Source organism: Pseudomonas sp. AA-38 (assembly GCF_029457475.1).
In the GTDB taxonomy this organism is placed as follows: Bacteria; Pseudomonadota; Gammaproteobacteria; order Pseudomonadales; family Pseudomonadaceae; genus Aquipseudomonas.
Genome location: NZ_CP120359.1, coordinates 1,472,413 through 1,497,362 on the forward strand (window position 1 = coordinate 1,472,413; position 24,950 = coordinate 1,497,362).

Sequence of the window (24,950 nt, forward strand, 5' to 3'; positions counted from 1 at the left end):
ACCTCTTCTATTGTTGGGCGATGGGGGAGGGGAGTTGGCGTTGCGCGAGCAGGGTGCGCAGGGGGAATTCCCAGACGACGGTGTGCACGTCGCCGCTGGCGGCTGCCGGGCTGGCGAGAAAGGCGTTCATGGCCTCGAACGGGCCGCGTGCTTCCAGGGCCACGCTGATCAGATCACGCTGCAGCGCCTGTTTGAGAAAGCCGGTGAAATTCCAGTCATCGATGCGCGTATAGCTGGTGCCGACCACGGCCAGGGATACCGCCTCGTCGGCGAACAGGCTGTCGCCGATGTCCTTGGGCGAGTCTTTGAGGGTTTCGTGCAGGGCGATGTGCACTGGCGCGAAGTAGCTGGGGGCGAAGCGAGGGTCGAACTTGAGGTAGTTGAGCAGATCCCCGGGCACCTGTTTCTCGCCCACCGTCTGGGTGACGTAAGCCGTAGTGCCGGCCAGCTCGGGGAACTGCCGGGCCAGTGTGCGTGCGGCCAGGTCGGCGCCCTGTGGTGTCCAGTGGGTATCGTTGCGCAGGAACAGGGGCAGGGCGGCGGCTGCCTCGTTGTAGGCACCACGCAGATCCGCCGAGGCGATGCCGCGCTCGCTCAGGCGTGCGCGAAAGTCCTCGTACAAACCGCTGAGCTGCGCGCTGGGTGCCAGGCGTGAATGCTCGGCGTAGGTGTCCAGCTTCATCGGAATGGGTAACAGGATCAGTCGTGTGCCCTTGGCCGCCAGTTGTTCGCGGGCCTTGTCGATCAGCGTCAGTTGCTTGTCCAGGTTCTCTTCCAGATCACCGGGCAGCAGGTACTCCTGATTGGTGAACAGCCAGCCGTCACGACCCAGCACCACGCCACTGGCGCCTTCGCGGAACAGCGCATATTGAATATCGGCCCACAGCTCGATGGATGGGTCACGCAGGAACAGGCTCTTGTCGTAGTAATGCTCGAACTTGCGCACCAGCTTGCCATCGAAGAACAGCGCCATGGCCTGGCCGGCGTTCTGCTGGCTGGCAAAGCCGAACACCAGCGGCAGGGAATACAGACACATGCCGCACAGCAGCACGATGAAGAGGATGCCGTTGATCTTGCTGGCCGAACTCATCACGGGAAACATGCGCGCTCCTCAGAACTGGAAGTACAGGAAAGGGGAGAAGGAGTTGGCTGCCAGACGGCTCAGCGTCAGCAGGAAGACGGCCCACAGCAGCAGGGTGTTGAGGCCGTCGACGTGTTGCATGAAGTACGGCTGCTGCTTGTTGCCGGCGTAATAGCGCTGGTTGATCGTGCCGGCGACGACGAGCCAAAGCACGGCGAGCAGGGTAAAGCTCAGGGTCATGGCCGAGGTGCCGAGCCAGTAAGGTTGCAGCGAGCCGAAACCGTTGAAACCGAGCATGGCCTGATAGACCTGCAGGCTGTGCGGCAGATTGCCGGTGAAGAACAGCGGCATGGAGCACAGCAGCAGCAACAGGCAGCGCATGTTGCGCCAGAAGTGATAGGGCGTGGTGATCTTGGTGGCGATGCCCAGCTTGCGTTCGATCACCATGCCGACCCCGAAGAACAGCCCCCAGCAGATGAAGGCGAAGCTCGGGCCATGCCACAGGCCCGACAGCAGCATGGTCACCACCAGCCCGGTGAGCATGCCCACCAGGCGCTTGCGCACCAGCGGCATGTACACGTAGTCACGCAGGAAGTCGGCCAGGGTCATGTGCCAGCGTTGCCAGAACTCGGTGATGCTCTGTGCGATATAGGGCTGGTTGAAGTTTTCGGCGAAGCGAAAGCCCATCATCATGCCCAGGCCGATGGCCATGTCGCTGTAGCCGGAGAAATCGAAATACAGTTGCAGGGCGGAAATCAGCAGGCCGAACCAGGCATCGACCATCTGCAGCTCGCCGGCGCTGCCGCCACTGATGAACAGCACGTTCATCGGCGCCAGGGAGTCGGCGATCAGCACCTTCTTGATGAAGCCGAGCATGAAACGGCAGGCGCCCAGGGAGAACAGCTCCAGCGAATGGGTGCGCTGCTTCAACTGCTTGTCGATCAGGCTGTAGCGCAGGATCGGCCCGGCGATCAGTTGCGGGAAGATGGCGATGTAGGCGGCGAAGTCGACGAAGCGCTCGGTGGGTTCGGCGTTGCGCCGGTAGATGTCGACGATGTAACTCAGGGCCTGGAACACGTAGAAGGAAATACCCAGTGGCAGGATGATGTGTTCCAGGGTGAAGGTGTTGATGCCCAGCGGCTCCAGTATCGCCACCAGCACGTCGGCGCCGAAGTTGGCGTACTTGAAGTAACCCAGGGTGGCCAGGTTGCCGACCACGCCGATGGTCAGCAGGCGGAAGGCGATTTTCTTCTCGCCGGCATCCATGCGTGCCTTGATGCGCAGGCCGAACCAGTAATTCCAGTAGGAAATGGCGACGAACAGCAGGAGGAAGTCCGGGCGCCACCAGGCATAGAACAGGTAGCTGCCAAGCACGATTACGTACGAACGCCAGTGCTCCCTGGCCAGGTAATAGCAGAGCAGAAATACCGGCAGGAAGAGAAACAGGAAGACGTTGGAGGCGAAGATCATGCTGGCACTACTCTCGGTCAGTACGTCAGGGTGATGCCCAGCGTCAGCTGGTAGTCGTCACCGATTTCCAGGGCGCTGCCGGCGCGGAAGTAACTCAGGCTGGTCAGGGTGTTGAGCTGGATGCGCTTGCCTTCGTAGGCCAGCGGGAACATGCGCCAGTAATGGGTGATGTCCAGCACCTGACCCAGGTGGGTGGACGAGCCGCTGTCGCGCACGGTGCCTTCGTTGGTGGTGCGCAGCGGCAGTTGCGCGGAGGCGTTGCGCAGGCGCAGGTCGCTCAGGCGGATATCCAGTTGGCTGCGGTCGGTGGGCTGGGTTTCCAGGGTGACGCCATAGAACGCCAGGTTGCTCAGGTTGACGCTGACCAGGTTGCTGATCAGGCGGCTGCTGTAGCTGAACGGGTCGTTGCGCCGATCCGACTGGATGCGGTTGAGGCTGAAGCCATCGTTGCCGCTGTCGTCCGGGCGGTCGGTGAGGCCGGCGGTGAGGCCGACACGTGGCGTCCAGGGCAGATCCTCGAAGCGTTTGCCGATATCGCCGACCAGCGCCCAGCCCTCTTTGTCGCTGCGATCACGCAGGCCGTTGCGCTGGGTGATTTCCTGATTGCCGTCGAGGCGCACCAACTCCAGTTGGTAATCGCTGATCAGCGAGGTCAACTGGCGGGTATCGCCACGCAGGAACAGGCCATAGCGCAGGCCATCGAAATCCTGGCGGTCATCGATGGCGCTACCGGAGTGGTCGTCCTCGTGCAGCAGGCGCACCCCGACCCAGTGGTCGGCATACCAGCGCCAGGCATACTCGGCCATCAGGTAGCGGATGTTCTTGTCACGCGGGTCGAGGCGATTGTCGTCCGAGTTGTAGTAGTAGAACTTTTCGGCGACGGCGACGAAGCCATTGGCGAAGCTGTCGTTGTAGTCCAGGCGCAGGGCTTCGATGCTGTCGTCCCACCAGATGCCGAAGCGGTCGGTGAAGCGCTGGCGGCCGAAGGTGGCGGAGAAGCGTGGATCGTCGCCGAGCAGGTTGCGCCGCACGTAGAACTCGCGTGCCTCGCTGTAGGCGTGGCGCCGCCGCGACAGGTCGTCGTTGTCGCCCTCGATGGTCTGCAGGGCGTTGGGATCGGTGTCGTAGTTGAGCCACAGGCGGCCGAAGGCTTCCCACTTGGCCCAGCGTTGCTCGGGGGAATACCAGCGGTACGAGGGTTCGTAGCGCAGGCTGAAGAAGGCCCGACGATCTTCGCCCAGACGCGTTTCGTCCGGGCCGTAGCCGCTGCGCAGGAAGAGCTTTTGCGTCAGCAGCGAGGTGACGGGCTCGAGTTCGGGTGACAGGTTGCTGGGCTCTGCCACTGGTTCGTCAGGTTCCTCGGCCTGCACCAGAGTGAGGGGCAGGCAGGCGAGCAGCAGGGCGGCATGACGCAAGACATGGGTGCGGATCACAGGATGGATTCCTCGATGAGACGGTTGCCTTCACGGGTGGCGGCGGCGCGCTGTTCGGGGGTGAGCCTGGAGCCCAGCGCTTCCACCAGCGACAGGGCGCGTTGATCACCCAGTTCCTGGGCGGCGTAGGCGAAGGTGTAAGCCTTGATGTCGTCGCGGCAGATGGAACGGCCGTAGCTGTACAGGCGGGCAATGCGCATCAGGGCGTTGAGCGAGCCGCTCTGGACTTCCTTCATGTACAGCGCGATGGCGTGTTGCTGGTCAGGCTCGTCCAGCACGCCCTGGCTGTACATGTCGCCTTCGAGCAGCGTGGCCTCGGGGTAGTGCTCGGCTTGCAGCTCGGCGATCAGGCGTTGGCTCAGCTGTGGGTCGAGCGTGCGCCAGACCACCATGTGCAGGCTGGCGCGCAGGGCCTTGATGCGCTGCGGGGTGATCGGATCCTGGCGCTCGGCCATGCTCAGGCTGAGGTTCTGCCCCTGGCGTTGTTCCAGGCGCTGGATCAGCTCGACCACCGGCTCCGGGCCATAGCGATCCGGCGCGGTCATCAGGAAGTAGGCCTTGCTCAGCATGGCTGGGCCGAAGTCACGGGCGATGGCGTTGTCCAGCCACTGCAGCACTTCACGGTCGATCTGTTCGATCAGGCTGGCTTGCGCCTGGGCTTTGCGCTCGCGCTCGGCCTTTTCTTCGTCGGTCTGCGCGCGGGTCAGCGGGCGGTTGTTGTTATAGGCGCCGATCTCGGCGTTGCGCACTGCGGTCAGTTGCTGGGCGATGCTCTGCACCAGATCCACCGGCAGGCTGTTCATGCGCTCTGCCAGGCGTATGGCGAAGGCACGGAACAGTTCGTTGCGCTTTGCACCGAGAAAGGCGTAATAACGGTTCACCGCGCGTGGGTCGCTTTCCACCGCCAGCTCGAACCATTTCTCGGCCTCGGCGCGCTCGCCATAGCGCGTCGCGGCTACCGCCCGGTACAGCGGGGCGTGGCAATAGATCAGGCAGGCGCGGTCATACAGCTCGATCAGGCGCATCGTCTCGGCCTGGTCGAACAGCTCCGGGTAGACCAGGAAGACTTCCAGGCGCGTATCCACGCTGATGAAGTCGCGCCCGGTGGCGAACTGCGTCAGGGCCTGGCGCATGAAGTCGCGGTTGGCCTCACGCCAGCGCGGCTTGTAGTCCACTAGGCGCGCCAGGGGGATCAGCGCGCCGATATCGCCACGGCCATCGGCGAAGGCCTGCTTGAACAGCGCGATGGCTTGCGCGGTATTGGCTGGGCTGCGGCTGGCCAGCACTTCGCCGAGCAGGCGGGCGGCTGCCAGATCACCGCGCTGCGACAGCAGGCGCAGGTCGTCCTCGACCGCCGCCTGGTTGTCCTGGAACAGCGCGTAGCGCACCTGATCGAGGCTACGCTCGGCCTGTGCCGCGCCGCTGAGCGCCAGGGTCAGGGCGCTCGTGCAAAGGATGAATCTGAGCGACATGGCGACCTCAGAATGTCCAGCGTGTGGGCAGGCCGAGCCTGAAGTCGACCGCGACAGGCAACTGGTAGTCGTTGCGCGGCAGTGCCTGATCCGGCTTGATGGTCAGCTCGACCATCTGCTGCTGTTCGTCCACGCGGCTGCCGACGATCTCGCCGGTGAAGACCTGATCGCTACCCAGCACGCGCATCTCGACGCCACGCACGCGCTCGAGCTTGTTCATCTGCGCGAAGGGAATGCTGGCCTTGACGTCCAGTGGTTGATCCAGCGGCAACAGGTGTACCAGCGCGTCCTGCTTGTAGGCGAAGCCGTCCTGACGCGGTTTGGGGTAGTACAGGCTGCAGTTGCAGGGGCTGGCGATCACCGTTTCCACGGTCACGCGGCCGAGCAGGGCGGCACTGTCCTGTTCCGAGAGGTTGGCCAGGGCGGCGATGTCCGCCGGGCTGGTCAGGCTGCTGGCCAGCTGGGTGGAAACGCTGGCCAGTGGCTGACCGACGCTGACTTCCGTTTGTCCGGGGGCGATCAGGTACTTGAGGTTGCCGTTTTCCGGCATGCTGACGATGTAGGCGTTGGCGCCGACCACGGCCTGCGCCGCCTGCATGTGGAAGAACAGCAGATAACTCTTGTAAACGATGAGCGCGAGGGCCGTGAGGCCGACGGCGAGGAACAGCAACGAGCCGAACAGAGCCCGCAGACGCTCGCCGAAGGTGCGTGATTCGGCGGTCTTGTGCTTGCGTTCCTTGATGTAGTTCTCGCGCTGCATCACGTTGAACAGGCCGTTGATATCGGCGATGTCACCGGACATGTAGGACGAGATGATGTAGCGCAGGATGTCGCTCTTCTGCCGATCCAGGTCGACGAATTCGGCGCCCACCTCATGGTTGCGCTGGGAGACGATCTTCAGCTTGGTCTCGATGTTCAGGTCGATCTTGTTCAGCTTCAGCTTGATCGAGGCATTGAACAGGCTGCCGATGGTCATGGGCTGTGCCAGCGACAGGCCGATACCGCCCAGGGACAGATCCAGTATTTCGCATTCCAGGCCCTTGATCCCGTTCCCCTCGAGGGTGACACGGGCAGGAATCTTGGCGCGAACGAACTGACGCTCGTCGATCGCCTCGTGAACGATGTTTCCGGGTAAGACAGTGCTACTCATGGTCTTCGCGCCTTTGCTTAGTGTTGCGTGAGTTCGAGCAGGATCGAAATGACCCCGAAAAAGATGGCGATCGAGGAGAACAACATGCCCTTCGAGGTCCATCGGTTGAGGGCCGCATCGAAAGCGACGCTGCCATTGCTGAGCGTGGTTTTCTGTCGCGTCCAGCTCTGCTGGTTCATGTGGAACATGGCGTACACCTTCATCAACGAACCCATGATCTGGTTGTAATAGAGAACGAAGGGGTAGAGCGGGTCGACCGGGTGCTTGCTGAAGACGAACAGCAGCGTTACCAGCGAGCGCGACAGCAGCACCCAGAAGAGGTACAGCAGCAGGTACTGGATGCCGAACAGCAGGCCGGCCACCAGCGAGGCGCTCAGCCCCATCAGGCAGGTCCACATGGACACGCGCTGGTCGTACAAGACGTACATGGTGAACAGCCCCAGGCGACCGAAGCCCAGCAGCCGAGTGGTGCGGAAGTTCTGCCGTAGCGAGTTGCCGTACCAGCGGTACATCAGTTGCCGGGTGGCCTGGAGGAAGCTGCTGCTGGGCGGGTGTTCGATGGTCAGGGTGTGGCTGTCGGGCACGTAGAAGGTGTCCCAGCCGGCGCGCATCAGGCTGAACCAGGAGGACTTGTCGTCGCCAGTGAGGAACTGGAAACGCCCTAGGCGCCAGTGATCGAGGAAATCGGCTTCCACGTCCTGAATGAACGTAGGGTCGGTCATCACGCTGGCGCGAAAGAACGACAGGCGCCCGGTCATGGTCAGCACGCGCTTGGAAAGCGCCATCGAACACATGTTGATGTGCCGCTGGACGAAGCGCAGGGTGTGCCATTCGCGCATCAGGCGGCTGCCTTTGACCTCGCAGAACTCGTTGGTGGTAATGCCGCCGACGCTGGGCAGGTAGGCGAACAGGCTCACCGCGCGCTCGACGCAACCCGGCAGCATCAGGGTGTCGCCGTCGACCACGCCGACCACCGAGTTCTCCAGCGGCATGCGCCGTGACAGCGCGCGGAAGGCGTGGGCCAGGCCGTCGCGCTTGCCAGTGCCGCGGGCCCGCACGATGACCAGCTTGATGTCGTCACGTTCGCGCACTTCCTGGCGCATGATGTCCTTGATGAAGTGCTCGTCGCTCTTTTCCACGATCGAGGCGATCACCGTGCAGGGCACGGGCAGGCGCTGCACCTCCTGGAAGACCGACTGGTAGACCTGGTAGGTGGTCTGCGTGGGAATGCGGAAACTGGTGACCACCATGAACAGGTGCTCCGGCAGAGCCGCCGCGCCCATACGGTCGACCGCCTTGCGGATACGCGGGAAGCGCCAGTGCAGGAAGTACATGCCGCGCAGGTAATGCATCACGGCATTGCCATAGCGCCACATGCCCAGTACGCCGATAAGGAAGATGAACTTCTGATGCGACGGATCGAGGTAGGCGGGATCGATCATTTCCGAGGCGAGCAGGATCAGGGCGATGAGGCAGGCCCAGCCCAAGAACTTGTTCAACCTGTCTGCAAAGGATCTTTGCATTTGACGTGCTTCCTTCATTGATGAACGCTGCTGCCGGCGAACCGGCAGCAAGCGCTTTCCTGGCTAGCTGAGTACGTTGTCGCTGCGCCCGTAGACGTCCTCGAAGCGCTCGATGTCGTCCTCGCCGAGATAACCGCCGGACTGCACCTCGATGATCTCCAGGGGGATCTTTCCGGGGTTGGCGAGGCGGTGTACGGCGGCGATGGGAATGTAGGTGGATTGGTTTTCCCAGAGCAGGAAGGTCTTGTCGTCGCAGGTCACCCGCGCGGTGCCGGAGACCACGATCCAGTGCTCGGCACGGTGGTGGTGCTTCTGCAGCGAAAGCTGCGCGCCGGGCTTGACCACGATGCGCTTGACCTGGAAGCGATTGCCGTTGTCGATGGAGTCGTAGCTGCCCCACGGGCGATAGACCTGGCAGTGGTTGAGCGCCTCGCTGCGGCCTTCGCGAGTCATGGCGTTGACCAGTTGCTTGACGTCCTGCACGCGATCCTTGTGCGCGACCATCACCGCGTCCTTGGTTTCCACCACCACCACGTCCTGCAGGCCGACCAGGGTGACCAGCTTGCTCTGGCTGTGGGCCAGGCAGTCGTGGCTGTCATGCACCAGCACGTCACCCGACAGACTGTTGCCATTGGCGTCCTTGTTGCGCACGTCCCACAGGGCCGACCAGGAGCCGACATCGCTCCAGCCGGCGGCCAGTGGTACCACGCAGGCGCGCTCGGTCTTCTCCATCACCGCGTAGTCGATGGAGTTGTCCGGGCAGCAGGCGAAGGAGCTGGGGTCTATGCGGATGAACTGCAGATCGCTCTTGCTGCGGCTCAGCGCCAACTGGCAGGTGTCGTAGATATCCGGGTCGTGCCGTTGCAGTTCCTCCAGATAACGGCTGCAACGGAACAGGAACATGCCGCTGTTCCAGAAGTAATCGCCCTGCGCCACGAAGCTCTGCGCCGTGGCCAGGTCGGGCTTCTCGACGAAGCGCTCCACCGGCAGCACACCGTCGGGAAGCTCGTCGCCCATGGGGCTGGTCTTGATGTAGCCGTAACCGATTTCGGCGCGTTCGGCAGGTACGCCGAACAGCACCATCTCGCCTTGTTCGGCAGCCTTGCGAGCCACCTCGAGCGCCTGGTGGAACACTGCGCGGTCTTCGATCACATGGTCGGCAGGCAGCACCAGCAGCAGTTCGTCGCGGCCGCTGGCAAGCAGATGCATGGCGGCAATGGCCACGGCTGGCGCGGTGTTGCGGCCGAAGGGCTCGAGCAGGATGCTGTGCGCCTCGCAGCCGATGGCGGCGAGTTGTTCATTGACGATGAAACGGTGCTCCTCGTTGCACACCACGATGGGCTTGTGCATGCCTTCCGGGGCCAGGCGCTGCAGGGTCTGCTGCAGCATGGTGGCCGAGCCGGTCAGGGGCAGGAACTGTTTCGGGTAAAGCTTGCGCGACAGCGGCCAGAGCCGCGAGCCGCTACCGCCGGACAAGATCAGAGGGATCATTTCGTCACTCCTGGACAAACACCGATTGGCAACCTATTGGCAGTGCAAAGGCCATTGGCCTCGACCTGTCCCGTGGCAGCGTGCACATGCCGCTGCCATTCGGGCTGTGCGCTTACCAGCAGATGCCTTCCCTGTTCGCCTGAGTGCTGTGCTCCATGAACCCGACCAGATCGACCACCTGCTTGTCGCTGCTCAGGTTCTGCAGGACTTCAGCGAAACGTGGTTCGTTGTTGCCGAGGATCAGCACGTCGGAGGCCTCGACCACTTCCTCCAGCTCCTTGCACAGCAGCGAGGAGACATGTGGGATCTTGGATTCGATGTATTCCTTGTTGGCGCCGAAGACCCGGGCATACTCGACGTTGCTGTCATAGATGCGCAGCTCGAAGCCCTTGCCGATGAGCATTTCCGCCAGCTCAACCAGCGGGCTTTCGCGCAGGTCGTCGGTGCCGGCCTTGAAGCTCAGGCCCAGCAGGCCGACGCGGCGCTTGTCATAGGTGGCGACGATGTCGTAGGCGCGCTGCACCTGGGCACGGTTGCTCGGCATGATCGAAGCCAGCAACGGATGCTCGACATCCAGTTGCCCGGCGCGGTAGGTGAGGGCGCGTACGTCCTTGGGCAGGCAGGAGCCGCCGAAGGCGTAACCAGGGCGCAGGTAGTAGCGCGACAGGTTGAGCTTGTGATCCTGGCAGACCACGTCCATCACCTCGCGGCCGTCGACGCCGCAGGCCTTGGCAATGTTGCCGATCTCGTTGGCGAAGCTGACCTTGGTGGCGTGCCAGACGTTGCAGGTGTACTTGATCATTTCCGCGACTTCGATGGTCTTGCGGATGATCGGCGCGTCCAGTTCGCTGTACAGTTCCTGCAGCAGATCGCCGGATTGCTTGTCCAGCTCGCCGATGACGGTCATGGCCGGAAAGTCGTAATCCTTGATCGCCGTGCTTTCACGGAGGAACTCGGGGTTGGTGGCCACGCCGAAGTCGACGCCGGCTTTCTTGCCGGACTCCCTTTCGATCAGCGGAATCACCACGTTCTTCACCGTGCCCGGCAGTACCGTGCTGCGCACCACCACGGTATGGCGCTCGTGCTTGTCGCGCAGCGCCACACCGATCTGCTTGCACACCGACTCCATATAGCCGAGATCCAGGTCGCCGTTGCGTTTGCTCGGCGTACCTACGGCTATGAAGGACAGGTCACTGGCCAGTACGGCCGCGCCGACATCGGTGGTACCGCGCAGCAGGCCAGCGTTGACGCCCGCTTCGAGCAGTTCGGCAAGGCCCGGCTCGACGATCGGGGATTTGCCCTGATTGATCAGATCGATCTTGGTTTGCGAGACATCGACACCGATCACTTCATGGCCGCGCGCCGACAGGCAACCTGCGCAGACTGCTCCAACATAACCCAGTCCAAAGATACTGATTCTCATCACTCCATCCCTCAATACTAAGTTGTTGGCTAAATCTTCTGCACTTATTCCAGGCACAAATACGCCCTGACTGCGCATGTGCTATCGCGCAATCTCTGCCGTTCTGTTTGATGGCTTTATGCAATTAGCGCGGATACTAGGGTGGCTTTTTTTTTTATTTCAAGCACTCGAAGTTGGCTTGTTGTGGTTTTTTTAATTTAAGTTTGAATTTTTTAAAAAATTCAATAAAAACAACAAGTTATAGTTTGTGTTATTTCCAGCGTCAAAAAATAGTTTGCGTGTTTTTTGGTGTTTTTTTGGCGTCATCAAGTCGGCACTGGTCGTGCTTCATTATGTTTCGTGGTTCTTTTTCTTGCTCTAAAGTTGTGCGTTACTTGTTTTGTTATTGCTTGATTGCGCTCTTTTTAAATTTCCGTGACTGTGCAGCAGTGGCGGCGAGAGAGGGCAGGAGGCTTGTCGCGACTGTATGGGGGGAGGTGTTTGCAGGGCATTGCCTGTGGCTTTCTGGCGGCGATTTCAGTCAAATGCTCGTGCGGGCAAACCCGACCCCGCGAGGACCATGGACGATGACCCAACAATCGCAATTCGCCCTGCTCGGCAAGAGACGGTTTCTGCCGTTTTTCGTGACGCAATTGCTCGGCGCCTTCAACGACAACATCTTCAAGCAGTCGCTGATTCTCGCCATCCTCTTCAAGCTCAATACGGGCGCCGACCGCGATGTGCTGGTCAATCTCTGCGCCTTGCTGTTCATCCTGCCGTTCTTTCTGTTTTCCGCACTTGGCGGGCAGTTTGGTGAGAAGTTCGCCAAGGACGCCCTGATCCGCAAGATCAAGTTGGCCGAGATCTTCATCATGCTCGCCGGTGCGGCAGGTGTGCTGCTGAACAATCTGCCGCTGATGTTGGTGGTACTGTTCGCCATGGGCACGCAGTCAGCCTTGTTCGGCCCGGTCAAGTATTCGATCCTGCCGCAGCATCTGCAGGAGAAGGAGTTGGTCGGCGGTAACGCCCTGGTGGAGATGGGCACCTTCCTGGCCATTCTCGCCGGCACCATCGGCGCGGGCATCATGATGGCCAGCAGCAGTTATGCCGCCATCGTCGCCGCTTCGGTGGTGAGTGTGGCGGCGCTGGGTTATCTGGCCAGTTGCGGCATTCCGCGTGCGGCAGCGGCCATGCCCACGCTCAAGCTGGACTGGAACATCCTGCGCCAATCCTGGGTGACCATGAAGCTGGGGCTCGGCCAGCGGCCGGCCGTGTCGCGCTCGCTGGTGGGCAACTCCTGGTTCTGGTTTCTCGGTGCCATCTACCTGACGCAGATTCCCGCCTACTCCAAGGAGTGGCTGCACGGTGACGAGAGCGTGGTGACGCTGATCCTCACCGTGTTCTCGCTAGGGATAGGCCTGGGTTCGATGCTCTGCGAGCGCATGAGTGGGCACAAGGTGGAGATCGGTCTGGTGCCGTTCGGCTCCATCGGCCTGACCGTCTTCGGCATTCTGCTGTGGTGGTTTTCCGGTGGCTTTCCCGAGGGCGCCGCACCGCACGATTGGCTGGCGCTGCTCGGTCATGGCCAGGTCTGGTGGATTCTCGGCTGCATTCTCGGCATAGGTCTGTTCGGCGGCTTCTATATCGTGCCCTTGTATGCGTTGATCCAATCGCGCACCGTCGAATACGAGCGGGCGCGGGTGATCGCTGCCAACAACATCCTCAATGCCTTGTTCATGGTGGTCTCGGCCATCGTCGCGATCCTTTTCCTTGGTGTCGCCGGGCTGAGCATCCCGCAATTGTTCCTGGTGGCCTCGCTGATGAACGTTGCGGTCAGCAGTTACATCTTCAAGGTCGTCCCCGAATTCAGCATGCGCTTTCTCATCTGGCTGCTGGGGCACTCGATGTATCGCGTCGAGCACAAGGGGCTGCATGCCATTCCCGAAGAGGGGGCGGCGGTGCTGGTGTGCAACCACGTTTCCTTCGTCGATGCCTTGCTGATCGGTGGCGCCATTCGCCGCCCGGTACGCTTCGTCATGTACTACAAGATCTACGACCTGCCGGTGCTCAACTTCGTCTTCCGCACCGCTGGCGCCGTGCCGATCGCCGGACGCAACGAGGATCTACTGATCTACGACGCGGCGTTCAAGAAGATCGCCGAATACCTGCGCAACGGTGAGCTGGTGTGCATCTTCCCCGAGGGCAAGCTGACCCGCGACGGCGAGATCGACGAATTCAAGGGTGGGGTGCAGCGCATTCTCGAAGAGAATCCGGTGCCGGTGATTCCCATGGCCTTGCAGGGCCTGTGGGGCAGCTTCTTCAGCTACGACCCGAACAAGGGCTTGTTCAGGCGCCTGTGGTCGCGAGTGACCCTGGTGGCGGGCGAGGCCATCGCCCCCGAACAGGCCAGCCGTGAGGTGCTGCAGGCACGTGTGGCTGCGCTACGGAGCGACTGGCGCTGATGACGGTGCGCGCGGCACACCCTACGCTTCGTAGGGGGCGCTGCGCGCACCAGCTTTTCAGTCGACGCGCTTTTGCGCACCCATCCGGCGATAGAGCGTTGCCAGCAGCGCACCGGACAGGTTGTGCCAGACGCTGAACAGCGCACTGGGTACCGCTGCCAGAGGGCTGAAATGGGCGCTGGCCAAGGCGGCGCCGAGGCCGGAGTTCTGCATGCCGACCTCGATCGACAGCGTCTTGCGCTGCGCCAGCGGCATGCCGAACAGGTGTCCGGCCAGATAGCCCAGGGTCAGGCCGATGGCGTTGTGCAGCACCACCACCGCCATGATCAGCAGGCCGGATTCGGCGATCTTGCCCTGGCTGGCCGCTACCACTGCCGCGACGATGGCGACGATGCTCACCACGGAAATCAGCGGCAATACCTGCACTGCCGTCTTCACTCGCGTACCGAGCAGGCGCTGCACCACCAGGCCGAGCACGATGGGTAGCAGCACCATCTTGAGTATCGAAACGAACATCGCGCTGAACGACACCGGCAGCCATTGCGAGGCCAGCAGCCAGATCAGCGCTGGCGTCACCAGCGGGGCGAGCAGGGTGGTCACCGAAGTGATCGCCACCGACAGGGCCAGGTCGCCACGGGCGAACCAGGTGATGACATTGGAGGCGGTGCCGCCTGGGCAGCAACCGACCAGGATCACCCCGACGGCGATTTCTGTCGGCAGGCCGAAGAGCTGGCACAGCAGCCAGGCCGTCAGCGGCATGATGGTGAACTGCGCCAGCACGCCGAGCAGCACGGCCTGGGGCCGAAGCAGCACGTCACGGAAATCCTCGGCCTTGAGGGTCAGGCCCATGCCGAACATGATCAAGCCCAGCAGCGGCACGATCCAGGTGGTGACGGGCAGGAACCAGGCCGGTTGCAGGAAGGCCAGAACGGCGAACAGCAACACCCAGAGGGCGAAGGTATTACCGACGAAGCGGCTGAAGGCGATCAGAGCGCGCATATGGGGTGATCCAGGCAGGCGTTGGGGCGGCAAGCCTAGCAGAGGTGGCGCGTGGGGGTGATGGGGCTGCGTGCCGTCTGGCGGGTGATATAGATGAATGAATGATTAAAAGGTGGCGTCATGATATTGTCGCCGCGCCTTCGCTGTCTAAACTGTGCCGAGTCTCTGTGCTGGCCATAAGAATAACTCTCCAGCGTTTGCGTATTCCTGTATCTCATGCCGGAGAACTTCATGAACAAATGGTTCGGCAACCTCAGCGTAACCCTGAAACTGGCCATCGGCTTCGGTCTGGTGCTGGCCCTGACCCTGATACTGGCTGTCGTTGCCTGGAACGGCATGCGGCAACTGGTGGAGCGTGGCGAGCGCTTGACCGATATCACCCAGCTCGATAACCGCCTCGACGACCTGCGGGTCAAACGCCTGAGCTACGAGATCAGTAACGGCAACGAGGCGCTGGGCGAGGCCTTTCAAAAAGCCCTGGATGAATACCTGCAAGCCCATCAGGCTGTGCGCGTCAACTTTACTCGGCCGGAAAACGTACGGCTGTTTGAGGCGCAGCGAACCCAGCTAGATCTTTACCAGGCCAGCCTGACCAAGATGCGTGAAGCTTACCGGCAATCGGCTGCCGCACGTGGAGAGATGGGGCGCCTGGCCAAGGAAGCTTTTGCCCAGCTCGATGAGGTAGAAACGGCCGTGGCGCGTATGCCGGAGAGCGACCCGCAATATCCGTCACGTTATCGTGCCCTGCGTGACGCCCGTGAGGGCTGGCAACTGATGCGCTACGAGGTGCGTGGCTACACCGCTAACCCCAATGCCGACACCGAAGCAGCGGTGCTGCGCCAGTACGAGCGTACGCAGCAAAGCTTGGCCAACCTGCAACAGGCGATGGGCAGTGACATGGCTGCGCAGACCCGCGCCCTGGTGGTTGGCTCCAGCGCTTACCAGGAAGCTGTGAAGACTTTCCAGCAGCTCAACTCGGCGATCATCCAGGCGCGCGAAGAGATCGGGCAACAGGGCCAGGAGATCACCTCCTTGAGCCAGAAGATGATCGACGGGCAGATCGCACTGCGTGACGCCGATATCGCCTCGGCCGAGCTGGCCGAACTGCTCACCACCGTCCTGGCGCTGCTGCTGGGGGCCTGTTCGGCCTGGATCATCACCCGTCAGATCACCCAGCCGCTGGGCCATACCCTGAAAGTGGTCGAGCGCATTGCCGCAGGTGACCTCAGCGCAATACCTTCGACCTCCCGACGTGACGAGATCGGTGCGTTGCAGCAGGGTGTACAGCGCATGGGCAATACCTTGCGTGAGTTGATCGGGGGGATTCGCGACGGCGTCAGCCAGATCGCCAGTGCGGCCGAGCAGCTTTCGGCAGTGACCGAGCAGACCAGTGCCGGGGTCAACAATCAGAAGCTGGAGACGGATCAGGTGGCCACGGCCATGCAGGAAATGTCCGCCACCGTGCAGGAGGTGGCGCGCAATGCCGCCGAGGCTTCGCAGGCTGCCGTGGATGCCGATGGCGAGGCGCGCCAGGGTGACCGCATCGTCAGTGACGTGGTTGCCCGCATCGAAGCCTTGGCTGGGGAAATGACTCGCTCCACCGATGCCATGAGCAGTTTGCAGCAGGAGAGCGACAAGATCGGCAGCGTAATGGACGTGATCAAGGCGGTTGCCGACCAGACCAACCTGCTGGCGCTCAACGCCGCCATCGAAGCGGCGCGTGCCGGTGAGGCCGGACGGGGTTTCGCCGTCGTCGCCGATGAGGTGCGTAACCTGGCCCGGCGTACCCAGCAGTCCACCGAGGAAATCGAAAGCCTGATCGCGGCTCTGCAGCGTGGCACCGATCAGGTCGCCGGCGTCCTGCAGGAAAGCCGCAGCCTGACCGACGATAGCGTTGCCCTGGCGCGCCAGGCCGGCGATGCGCTGGAGGTGATCAATCAGAAGGTGGCCAATATCCAGTCGATGAATCAGCAGATCGCCGCTGCTGCCGAGCAGCAGGGGGCGGTAGCCGAGGAAATCGGTCGCAGCGTGCTCAACGTGCGTGACGTGTCTGAGCAGACTGCGGCGGCCAGCGAGGAAACCGCAGCCAGCTCGGTGGAACTCGCGCGTCTGGGCAACCATCTGCAAACCCTGGTCAGTCGCTTCCAGCTCTGACCCTGCTTCACGGGCCTGACGACCTCGCGTCGCCAGGCCTGCCTCTCTGCTGAGCGGCTGACACCAGCCCTTACAACTTGGCTGCGCATTCTGTCGGCTACGTCACACTTGCTTGTGTCTCGTGTCATCGGCTTTGCGTCAGCAGCACCTTAGTATCTCGGCGCTTTGCTCACCGTCGCCAGACCCTATTGCTGGTTCCAAGAAGAACAAGTCTCCAGCTAAACCTTAATACCTATATTGCCTTGCTCAAGGTTGGAGATTCTTCATGCACGCCTGGTTCGCGAACCTCAACGTCACCCGCAAGCTCGCGCTTGGCTTCGGCCTGGTACTGGCACTCACCCTGGCTCTGGCCTGGGTCGCCTGGACCAGCCTCGGCAGCGTCATTCAGCGCAGCACCTGGATGAGCGAGATCGCTCATCTCAACAACACCCTCACCACCCTGCGCATAGCGCGTCTGCAACTGATGCTGGCCAAGGGCGATGCCGCCAGCACCGAGCGCCTGCTCGGCAGTCTGGACATCTACCTGCAGCAGCAGAGGAAGCTGATGGCCACCTTCGTCAATCCGGTCAACGTCAAGTTGCTCAAGGAACAGGACGGCTACAACCAGGCCTATCAGAAGTCCCTGGCCGGCATGCGCGCCGCCTACGCCGCAGCCGGTGAGGCTCGTCTGCGCGTGGCCAACGAGGCCCAGCAACTGAACGAGCTGATGGCGGGGCTGCTGCGTGGCGTTGTGCAACTGCCGTCATACGATGACCAGCGTTTCAACCAATTGCAGGCGCTGAACCTGACGCAGAACGAGCTGCTCAGCGTGCGTTACCTGCTCGAGCGCTACGACAACATGGCCGACACTCAAACCGAACAGGCCCTGGCTGGCCGCCTGGCCGCCGCGCGCAACAGCCTGGCTAGCCTGCGTGAGGCCTTCGCTGCCCAGGGTGATGTCGCCAGCCGTATCGACGCGTTGCTGGGCAGCTACGAGCAGGCCATGCTGGCACTCAAGCAAGCGACCCAGGACATCGCCCGTACCCGTCAGGAAATGACCGCGCAACAGGCCGAGATCGTGCGTATCAGCGATACCCTGTACCAGTTCCAGATCGAGCGCCTGGGCATCGAGAGCCAGCAGGCGCGCACCTGGCAGATCGTTGCCGTGCTTCTGGCGTTGCTTATCGGCGTGCTGGCGGCCTGGCTGATCACTCGCCAGATCACCCGTCCGCTGCAAGACACCCTGGGCGCCGTGCAGCGCATTGCCGACGGCGATCTGACCGATGCGCCGCGCGTCACCCGCCGCGACGAGCTGGGCCGGCTGCAGCAAGGCATCGCGCAGATGGCCGGCACCCTGCGTGAACTGATCAGCGGCATCCGTGATGGCGTGGCGCAGATTGCCAGCGCCGCCGAGCAACTATCGGCCGTGACCGAGCAGACCAGCGCCGGTGCCAACCATCAGCGTCAGGAAACCGATCAGGTGGCTACCGCCATGCACGAAATGTCGGCCACGGTGCAGGAAGTGGCGCAAAACGCCGAGCAGGCCTCCCACGCCGCCACGGCCGCCGATGGCGAAGCACGTCAGGGGGATCGGGTGGTAGCGCAGGTGATCGCGCAGATCGAGCGTCTGGCCGCCGAAGTGGGGCGTTCCTCCGAGGCCATGACCGGGTTGCAACAGGAAAGCGACAAGATCGGCAGCGTGATGGACGTGATCAAGTCCGTGGCCGAACAGACCAACCTGCTGGCCCTCAACGCCGCCATCGAAGCGGCGCGGGCCGGTGAAGCCGGCCGTGGTTTCGCGGTGGTCGCCGACGAAGTGCGTGGCCTGGCCCAGCGCACGCAGAAGTCCACCGAGGAAATCGAAGCGCTGATCGCCGGTTTGCAGAGCGGCACCCAGCAGGTGGCGGCGGCGATGCGCGCCAGCCGTGACATCACCGACAGCAGCGTCGAACTGAGCCGCAAGGCCGGCACCTCCCTGGCCAGCATCACCCAGGCAGTTTCCAACATCCAGTCGATGAACCAGCAGATCGCTGCTGCAGCGGAAGAGCAGAGCGCCGTGGCCGAAGAAATCAGCCGCAGTGTGATCAGCGTGCGCGACATCTCCGAGCAGACCGCCAGCGCCAGTGAAGAGACCGCCGCCTCCAGCGCCGAACTGGCCCGCCTGGGCGGTCATTTGCAGTCCCTGGTCAGCCGCTTCCGCGTCTAGATCCAGTAGTGCGCGGTGCGCACGGCGCACCCTACGCCGGCATTTCGGGCTCCACGTAGGGTGCGCTGCGCGCACCAGCGTCTATGCTGCATGCATGCGTAACGATTCAGGAGACAGGGAATGTCCCAATATCGCCGTGCTCGGGAAGCTGGTGCGAGCTACTTCTTCACGCTTGTCACCCATCAGCGCCGTCCCATCCTGACCGAGGCCACATCGCGTGCCGCGCTGCGCCAGGCCATCGAACAGGTTCGTCTGCGTTATCCCTTTTGCATTGAAGGCTGGGTGTTGCTGCCCGACCACTTGCACTGCATCTGGCGTCTACCGCCAGGCGATGCCAACTTCAGTGTGCGTTGGTCGCTGATCAAGCGCCTGACTTCGCAGCAGCTCGTGACGCCTGCTGCAGTCACTCTCAGCCGGCGGCTGCGTCGGGAGTCCGGCTTGTGGCAGCGGCGCTTCTGGGAGCATTGCATTCGTGACGATGAGGACTACCAGCGCCATATGGATTATCTGCATTTCAATCCGGTGCGACATGGGCTCGTGAGGCGTGTGCTGGACTGGCCCTGGTCGAGTTTCCACCGCTTGGTGAGAGCGGGGATGTATCCGGCCGATTGGGGCGGCGAGGGTGTGCGGGAGAGTGGTGGCTTCGGTGAGTAGTGCCGGTGCGCGCAGCGCACCCTACGTGTTTCCACCGCTTGGTGAAGGCGGGGGTATCCGGCCGATTGGGGTGGTGAGGGGCGGGAGAGTGGAGGCTCCGGCGAGTAGTGCCGGTGCGCGCAGCGCACCCTACGTCGGAGTCCCGCTCGTAGGGTGCGCTACGCGCACCGCCTGCCCGAACCTAGCTGACCAGGGTCAGAGTGGGCTGTTCTTCGGGGCGTTCGACGCCGGCGAGGAAGTCCTCGCCCCAGCGGCGGATGTCGTTGTAGCAGACGATGTCGAACAACTCGCGCAAACGCGCCTGGGCCTCGCTCTTGGGCAGGTTCAGCGCCAGGTAGCAGGTATGGGCCAGGTCGGCCGGGTCGTGCGGGTTGGTCAGCAGGGCGCCCTTGAGCTCGGCCGCGGCGCCGGCGAATTCCGACAGCACCAGCACGCCGCGCCCGCCGAGCAGGCCTTGGGCGGCGACGAACTCCTTGGCTACCAGGTTGAGGCCATCGCGCAACGGGGTTATCCACATGACGTCGGCCATGGCGTACCAGGCGCTGACCTCCTCGAACGGCAGGCTGCGGAAGAAGAACTGCAGCGGCGTCCAGCCGATGCGGGCGAAGCGCCCGTTGATGCGCCCCACGGCCTGCTCGATCTGCGACTGCAACTCGTCGTAGACGGTCATCTCGCGGGCCGCCGGCACGCAGACGGTGACCAGGGTGACCTTGCCGAGCAGCTCGGGGTTTTCGGCCAGCAGGCGCTCGTAGGCGTTGAGCTTCTCCAGGATGCCCTTGGTGTAGTCGAGCCGCTCCACCGAAAGGATCAGCTTCACGCCCTTCATTTCCTCGCGCAGTTGCCCCATCAGCTCCTTGATCTTCGGCGCCTCCAGGGCGCTGCGTACACGGTCGATGTCCAGCCCCACCGGGTGGGCGCCTAGCCTGACCTGGCGGGTGCCGGTGTCCAGCGCGGTGGTCATGCGCTCCAGGCCCACGGCGCAGCCGTAGGTGATGAAGCGCGGCGCGCAGCTCTGCCGCTCCAGAGTCTTGAGCGGGAACACGCCACGGGCGACATCGACGAAGTTCTCCACCTGGCGTGGGATGTGGAAGCCGATGTAATCGCACTGCAGCAGGCTGCCGACGATCTGTCGGCGCCAGGGCAGCACGTTGAACACGTCGGCCGAAGGGAAGTAAGTGTGGTGGAAGAAGGCGATGCGCAGATCCGGGCGCAGCTCGCGCAGGTAGGCCGGCACCATCCACAGGTTGTAGTCGTGCAGCCAGACGATGGCGCCTTCGGCGGCCTCCAGCGCCGTGCGTTCGGCGAAGGCGCGGTTGACCTTGAGGAACACCTGCCAGTCGTCCTCGTTGAAGGTGGCGCGCTCCCAGAAGGTATGCAGGGTCGGCCAGAAGGCTTCCTTGGAGAAGCGCTTGTAGAAGATGTCCACTTCTTCCTTGCTCAGCTTGACCCGCGCGGCGGTGAGTTTGGGATAGCGCTCGGCGTCCACCGTGGTGTGGCTGTCGAACGGCTCGTCGTCATCCTCGTGTACGGCCCAGGCCACCCAGGAGCCGGGGCGGCCGTCACCGAAGAAGCTCAGCAGGGTGGGGATGATGCCGTTGGGCGAGGTGGGGCGGCGGCGTTGCAGCTTGCCGGCGGCATTGCGGTATTCCTCATAGGGCAGGCGGTGGTAGACCATCACCAGCTCGGCCTTGCCCGGCTGCGCGGCCTGGCGCCGTTCGGCGGCGATGCCGTGTTCGCCGAGGAAGCCGAAATGGGCGAAGGCTTCGAGAATGCCACCACAGCCCGGGCGGTTGGCGTGCAGGGTGCGCGAGTGGCTGCGCGTGGCTTCCAGCAGCGCGCTTTCCGACTGGCCGACGCACACGCCGTGGAAGCTGGCGCTGAGCATGGACAGGTCATTGAGCGTATCGCCGGCCGCCAGCACCTGGTCGTGATCCAGCTCCAGCCAGTCGGCCAGGGCCTGCAGGCTGCTGCCCTTGTTCACCCCCTTGGGCAGAAAGTCCAGGTACAGCTCGGCGGAGTAGAGCAGGTCACAGCCCAGCTCGTCGGCGACCTTGCGCAATTCCGGGTTGGCTGCCTGTTCCGGCGTGCAGAAGTAGGAGCAGCGGCGCGCCTGCGGCACGTCCTGGCGTTCCAGGCCGAACGCTTCGATGGCGCTGGCCACCTGGGTTTCGCCGGGCCAGCGGGCATCCACCGCGCTTTGCAGCGGCTGGATCGGGTGCAGGCTGTCGCCATGTACCAGGGTCGCGCCGACGTCGGCGATGATGTAGTCCGGCTGCGGCAGGGTCGGGTCGGCCAGCAGCGGCAGCACCGCTTCCAGGCTGCGCCCGGTGACGTAGGCGAGCTTGATCTCCGGGTGGGCGGCGATGGTCTGGTAGAGGCTCAGGCGATCTTCGGGATCGCCGGCGAGAAAGGTTCCATCCAGGTCGGTGGCTAATAGCATCGTTGTTTCTCCAGAAGTGGCCGGACGGCTTCGCTCAGGCGTGAGCGGCCGATGGGCCGGGTTTCTGGCTGCTTGGGGTAGGCTCGGGGCCTTGCCGAAACAGCCGGTTCACGTCTTCAGGACGCAGGGTTCGGGTTGTCCTCCATCGGTTCGTGCTCTTGCGTCGGCGCATCGGGCATCAGCTCCAGCACCGTGGGGCTGGTACGCAGCATGGGCACGAAGTGCGCGGCGTCGCCGCTGACCAGGTCGCTGACATGGCGCAGCCGGTAAAGGGTATAGGCAGCCAGCAGGCCGAGGGTGCAGGCGAAGTACAGCGGTAGCGCGCGAGCGCCCAGTTGTTCCATCAGCACGCCGGCCAGCAGCGGGCCGCACACCGAGCCTATGCCATTGACCATCAGCAGGCTGGCGGAGCCGGAGAGGATCTCGTCGCTGTGCAACTGGTCGATCAGTTGCGCCACCGCGATGGGGTAGATGGCGAAGGCCAGGCCGCCCCAGAGGAAGATGGCGCCGAGCAGCAGCGGGCCGGCCGGCAGCAGGCTCATGACCAGCGCCAGGGCCACCGCCAGTACCACTACCCAGAACAACACCTGGCGGCGGTCGTGGCTGTCGGAATAGATGCCGATGGGCCATTGCAGCAGCGCGCCGCCGAGAATGGTGGCAGTCATCAGCAGGCCCACGCCGGGCGTATCGAAACCGGCCAGGCTGGCGTACACCGGTGCCATGCCCCAGAAACCGCCCATCGCCAGGCCGGCAAGGCCCGCTGCAATGATCGCCAGCGGTGCGATGTGCCACAGTTGGCGCAGGTTGGACGGAGGTGTTTCCGGCAGGCTCGGCTGTGCCTGGCGGGTCAGGGTAATGGGCATCAGCGCCGCGCTGATGAGGATGGCGGCGATGACGAACAGGGTGAACTGCACCGGGTCGGCCAGGTGCAGCAGTTGCTGGGCCAGGGCCAGGGCGCCGAGGTTGACCGCCATATACAGGGCGAACACCTGGCCGCGCTTCTCGTTCGGCGCCTGGGCGTTGAGCCAGCTCTCGATGACCATGTACAGCGTCACCAGGGCCAGGCCGTAGAGCACACGCAGCAGCAGCCAGACCCACGGATTGATCAGCAGCAGATGGAGCAGGGCGGCGATGGCCGCTAGGGCGGCGCAACAGGCGAATGCACGGATGTGCCCGATGCGTCTGACCAGCGGAGTCGCCAGCCAGGTGCCGAGAAGGAACCCGACGAAGTACCCGGACATGATCAGCCCGAGCATCGTGGTGGAGTAGCCTTCGGCGACGCCACGCAGGGTTAGTAAGGTATTGAGCAGACCATTGCCGAGCAGGAGCAAAGCCACGCCGCTCAGCAATGAGCTGATGGGGGCAATGAGAGACCGCATGCGAACTACCCTAGGGAACTATGCCAGTGATGGCAAGCACGAAGCAGGCCAGGGTGCAGCGATTGCTTTGCTTAACTACTTGTTATTAAAAGAAATTTTTTACTGACGAACGGTTGTGTGAATTTTATGCGTAGCGCCGCTGCCCCATGGGCGTGCGCAAATAGCCCAGGATGCACTCCTGGCCGTCGAAGACAGACGTAGCCCGGATGCAATCCGGGGAGACCGTGAAAAGCTCCTGGATTACATCCGGGCTACGGGCACCTCTAAAAACGTAGGCGAGGCAGTCAGCGCAAGGCAAAAACAGGCGAAGAGGCGCAGTTTACGTGTTGTAAATGAGCATTCTGAGCCTGTTTTTAACGCCGCGATGGCAACGGAGGTAGTTTTTAGAGGTGCCCCTAAGGGGATCAACCGCGATAGTAGCGCTGCGGTACGAACGGCGTCTTGGCCACCTTCATCGGCACGCGCTTGCCACGCACCACGGCCCAGACGTCGCTGTCGATGGCAGTGTGGCTGGCATTGACGTAACCCATCGCCACCGGTGCGCCGAGGCTCGGGCCGAAGCCGCCGCTGCATACCTGGCCGATCACGGTGCCGTCGGCGTCGACGATTTCCGCGCCCTCACGTACCGGTACGCGCTCCTGCGGCAGTAGGCCGACGCGCTTGCGTGCTACGCCTTTTTGCTGTTGCTCGAACACGCGCTCAGCGCCGGGGAAGTTGCCGGCGCGTTCGCCATCTGCGCGGCGCACCTTGGAGATGGCCCACAGCAAGCTGGCTTCGATCGGCGAGGTGGCGCTGCTCATGTCATGGCCATACAGGCACAGGCCGGCTTCCAGGCGCAGCGAGTCACGCGCACCCAGGCCGATGGCCTCGACTTCCGCTTCGGCCAGCAGGCTGCGCGCCAGGGTTTCGGCCTGGTCGACGGCGACGGAAATCTCGAAGCCGTCTTCGCCGGTGTAGCCGCTGCGGCTGACGATGCATTCGCTACCCAGCAGACGTACACGAGCCACCTGCATGAAGGTCATCTTGCTCACTTCCGGGGCCAGGCGGGCCAGTACGTCGACTGCTTTCGGCCCTTGCAGGGCGAGCAGGGCGCGCGCCTCGAACAGGCACTCGATCTGGCATTGCTCGCCGATGTGCTTGTTCAGGTGGGCCAGATCCTGATGTTTGCAGGCGGCGTTGACCACCAGATACAGGGTGTCGTCACCCAGGTTGGCCACCATCAGGTCGTCGAGGATGCCGCCCTGGGCGTCGGTGAACATGGCATAACGCTGCAGGCCCACCGGCAGGTCGATGATGTCCACCGGCACCAGGCTTTCCAGGGCGCGCGCGGCGTGTTCGCCACGCAGCAGAATCTGGCCCATGTGCGACACGTCGAACAGGCCGGCAGCGTCGCGGGTGTGCAGGTGTTCCTTCATCACGCCCAGCGGGTACTGCACGGGCATGTCATAGCCGGCGAACGGCACCATGCGTGCGCCGAGTTCGAGGTGCAGGGTGTGCAGCGGCGTCTTGGCGAGGGTTTCGGTGGTCATGAGAAATTCCTTCAGAAGGCCCGGCGCGATGGCGCGGGGCGTTTCGCGAGTCGTAGCCCGGATTGCAGCCGGGCTACGGGCTGGACGCTGAACAGTCCCCTCTCCCCTCGGGGAGAGGGTTAGGGA

At 63.1% G+C, this 24,950-nt stretch carries 16 protein-coding genes; 4 read left to right on the forward strand and 12 right to left on the reverse strand.

The window, feature by feature from the left end; all coding sequences use genetic code 11:
* Positions 1–7 precede the first annotated feature (7 nt).
* The 8 genes from PVE35_RS06745 to PVE35_RS06780 all read right to left on the reverse strand — a co-directional run bounded on the left by PVE35_RS06745 (position 8) and on the right by PVE35_RS06780 (position 11,043).
* The gene (locus tag PVE35_RS06745; RefSeq protein ID WP_277374200.1) at positions 8–1,102 is read right to left on the reverse strand and encodes an alginate O-acetyltransferase; all 1,095 of its coding nucleotides are present in this window, start codon (positions 1,100–1,102) and stop codon (positions 8–10) included.
* A gap of 9 nt (positions 1,103–1,111) precedes the next feature.
* Positions 1,112–2,551, reverse strand: coding sequence for an MBOAT family O-acyltransferase (locus tag PVE35_RS06750; protein ID WP_268182309.1), 1,440 nt, complete (start codon positions 2,549–2,551; stop codon positions 1,112–1,114).
* Between the two features lie 17 nt (positions 2,552–2,568).
* Positions 2,569–3,984: an alginate export family protein gene (locus tag PVE35_RS06755; protein WP_277374201.1), complete on the reverse strand. Its 1,416-nt coding sequence runs from the start codon at positions 3,982–3,984 to the stop codon at positions 2,569–2,571.
* Positions 3,981–5,456 (reverse strand): sel1 repeat family protein, encoded by a 1,476-nt coding sequence (locus PVE35_RS06760; protein ID WP_268182312.1) that lies wholly within the window; start codon positions 5,454–5,456, stop codon positions 3,981–3,983. The genes PVE35_RS06755 and PVE35_RS06760 overlap by 4 nt, the downstream gene beginning before the upstream one ends.
* A gap of 7 nt (positions 5,457–5,463) precedes the next feature.
* Complete coding sequence (locus PVE35_RS06765; protein WP_277374202.1) at positions 5,464–6,606, reverse strand: PilZ domain-containing protein; 1,143 nt, start codon at positions 6,604–6,606, stop codon at positions 5,464–5,466.
* A gap of 17 nt (positions 6,607–6,623) precedes the next feature.
* Entirely contained in the window at positions 6,624–8,129 is a 1,506-nt protein-coding gene (locus PVE35_RS06770; protein WP_268182316.1) for a glycosyltransferase family 2 protein, read from the reverse strand.
* Positions 8,130–8,192: 63 nt separating this feature from the next.
* Complete coding sequence (locus PVE35_RS06775; RefSeq protein WP_277374203.1) at positions 8,193–9,620, reverse strand: mannose-1-phosphate guanylyltransferase/mannose-6-phosphate isomerase; 1,428 nt, start codon at positions 9,618–9,620, stop codon at positions 8,193–8,195.
* A 112-nt stretch (positions 9,621–9,732) separates the two neighbouring features.
* On the reverse strand, positions 9,733–11,043 hold the full coding sequence (locus PVE35_RS06780; protein ID WP_268182321.1) for a UDP-glucose/GDP-mannose dehydrogenase family protein: 1,311 nt from the start codon (positions 11,041–11,043) through the stop codon (positions 9,733–9,735).
* A 566-nt stretch (positions 11,044–11,609) separates the two neighbouring features.
* On the opposite strand from PVE35_RS06780, the gene PVE35_RS06785 reads away from it, so the two are divergent.
* Positions 11,610–13,484 (forward strand): MFS transporter, encoded by a 1,875-nt coding sequence (locus tag PVE35_RS06785; protein WP_277374204.1) that lies wholly within the window; start codon positions 11,610–11,612, stop codon positions 13,482–13,484.
* A 57-nt stretch (positions 13,485–13,541) separates the two neighbouring features.
* On the opposite strand, the gene PVE35_RS06790 is transcribed toward PVE35_RS06785, so the two are convergent.
* Entirely contained in the window at positions 13,542–14,483 is a 942-nt protein-coding gene (locus PVE35_RS06790; RefSeq protein WP_277374205.1) for a bile acid:sodium symporter family protein, read from the reverse strand.
* A 231-nt stretch (positions 14,484–14,714) separates the two neighbouring features.
* Between PVE35_RS06790 and PVE35_RS06795 the strand changes: the two genes are divergently transcribed.
* The 3 genes from PVE35_RS06795 (at position 14,715) to PVE35_RS06805 (ending at position 19,476) form a co-directional block, all read left to right on the forward strand.
* Positions 14,715–16,637, forward strand: a complete 1,923-nt coding sequence (locus PVE35_RS06795; RefSeq protein WP_268182328.1) for a methyl-accepting chemotaxis protein — start codon at positions 14,715–14,717, stop codon at positions 16,635–16,637.
* Positions 16,638–16,902: 265 nt separating this feature from the next.
* Positions 16,903–18,822, forward strand: coding sequence for a methyl-accepting chemotaxis protein (locus tag PVE35_RS06800; protein ID WP_268182332.1), 1,920 nt, complete (start codon positions 16,903–16,905; stop codon positions 18,820–18,822).
* 120 nt (positions 18,823–18,942) lie between these two features.
* Positions 18,943–19,476: a transposase gene (locus PVE35_RS06805; protein ID WP_268182334.1), complete on the forward strand. Its 534-nt coding sequence runs from the start codon at positions 18,943–18,945 to the stop codon at positions 19,474–19,476.
* 181 nt (positions 19,477–19,657) lie between these two features.
* On the opposite strand, the gene ggpS is transcribed toward PVE35_RS06805, so the two are convergent.
* The 3 genes from ggpS to gcvT all read right to left on the reverse strand — a co-directional run bounded on the left by ggpS (position 19,658) and on the right by gcvT (position 24,824).
* A complete protein-coding gene (ggpS, locus tag PVE35_RS06810) occupies positions 19,658–21,916 on the reverse strand; it encodes a glucosylglycerol-phosphate synthase (protein WP_277374206.1) in 2,259 nt (752 codons plus the stop codon).
* A 116-nt stretch (positions 21,917–22,032) separates the two neighbouring features.
* Positions 22,033–23,295, reverse strand: a complete 1,263-nt coding sequence (locus PVE35_RS06815) for an MFS transporter (protein WP_277374207.1) — start codon at positions 23,293–23,295, stop codon at positions 22,033–22,035.
* Between the two features lie 404 nt (positions 23,296–23,699).
* Positions 23,700–24,824, reverse strand: a complete 1,125-nt coding sequence (gene gcvT / locus PVE35_RS06820; protein WP_277374208.1) for a glycine cleavage system aminomethyltransferase GcvT — start codon at positions 24,822–24,824, stop codon at positions 23,700–23,702.
* Positions 24,825–24,950: the final 126 nt, after the last annotated feature.

Excerpts from the sequence above, each read along its gene's own strand:
- PVE35_RS06745 (WP_277374200.1), bottom strand. The coding sequence starts at position 1,102 with ATGTTTCCCGTGATGAGTTCGGCCAGCAAGATCAACGGCATCCTCTTC.
- PVE35_RS06750 (WP_268182309.1), bottom strand. The coding sequence starts at position 2,551 with ATGATCTTCGCCTCCAACGTCTTCCTGTTTCTCTTCCTGCCGGTATTT.
- PVE35_RS06760 (WP_268182312.1), bottom strand. The coding sequence starts at position 5,456 with ATGTCGCTCAGATTCATCCTTTGCACGAGCGCCCTGACCCTGGCGCTC.
- PVE35_RS06765 (WP_277374202.1), bottom strand. The coding sequence starts at position 6,606 with ATGAGTAGCACTGTCTTACCCGGAAACATCGTTCACGAGGCGATCGAC.
- PVE35_RS06770 (WP_268182316.1), bottom strand. The coding sequence starts at position 8,129 with ATGCAAAGATCCTTTGCAGACAGGTTGAACAAGTTCTTGGGCTGGGCC.
- PVE35_RS06775 (WP_277374203.1), bottom strand. The coding sequence starts at position 9,620 with ATGATCCCTCTGATCTTGTCCGGCGGTAGCGGCTCGCGGCTCTGGCCG.
- PVE35_RS06780 (WP_268182321.1), bottom strand. The coding sequence starts at position 11,043 with ATGAGAATCAGTATCTTTGGACTGGGTTATGTTGGAGCAGTCTGCGCA.
- PVE35_RS06785 (WP_277374204.1), top strand. The coding sequence starts at position 11,610 with ATGACCCAACAATCGCAATTCGCCCTGCTCGGCAAGAGACGGTTTCTG.
- PVE35_RS06790 (WP_277374205.1), bottom strand. The coding sequence starts at position 14,483 with ATGCGCGCTCTGATCGCCTTCAGCCGCTTCGTCGGTAATACCTTCGCC.
- PVE35_RS06795 (WP_268182328.1), top strand. The coding sequence starts at position 14,715 with ATGAACAAATGGTTCGGCAACCTCAGCGTAACCCTGAAACTGGCCATC.
- PVE35_RS06800 (WP_268182332.1), top strand. The coding sequence starts at position 16,903 with ATGCACGCCTGGTTCGCGAACCTCAACGTCACCCGCAAGCTCGCGCTT.
- PVE35_RS06805 (WP_268182334.1), top strand. The coding sequence starts at position 18,943 with ATGTCCCAATATCGCCGTGCTCGGGAAGCTGGTGCGAGCTACTTCTTC.
- ggpS (WP_277374206.1), bottom strand. The coding sequence starts at position 21,916 with ATGCTATTAGCCACCGACCTGGATGGAACCTTTCTCGCCGGCGATCCC.
- PVE35_RS06815 (WP_277374207.1), bottom strand. The coding sequence starts at position 23,295 with ATGCGGTCTCTCATTGCCCCCATCAGCTCATTGCTGAGCGGCGTGGCT.
- gcvT (WP_277374208.1), bottom strand. The coding sequence starts at position 24,824 with ATGACCACCGAAACCCTCGCCAAGACGCCGCTGCACACCCTGCACCTC.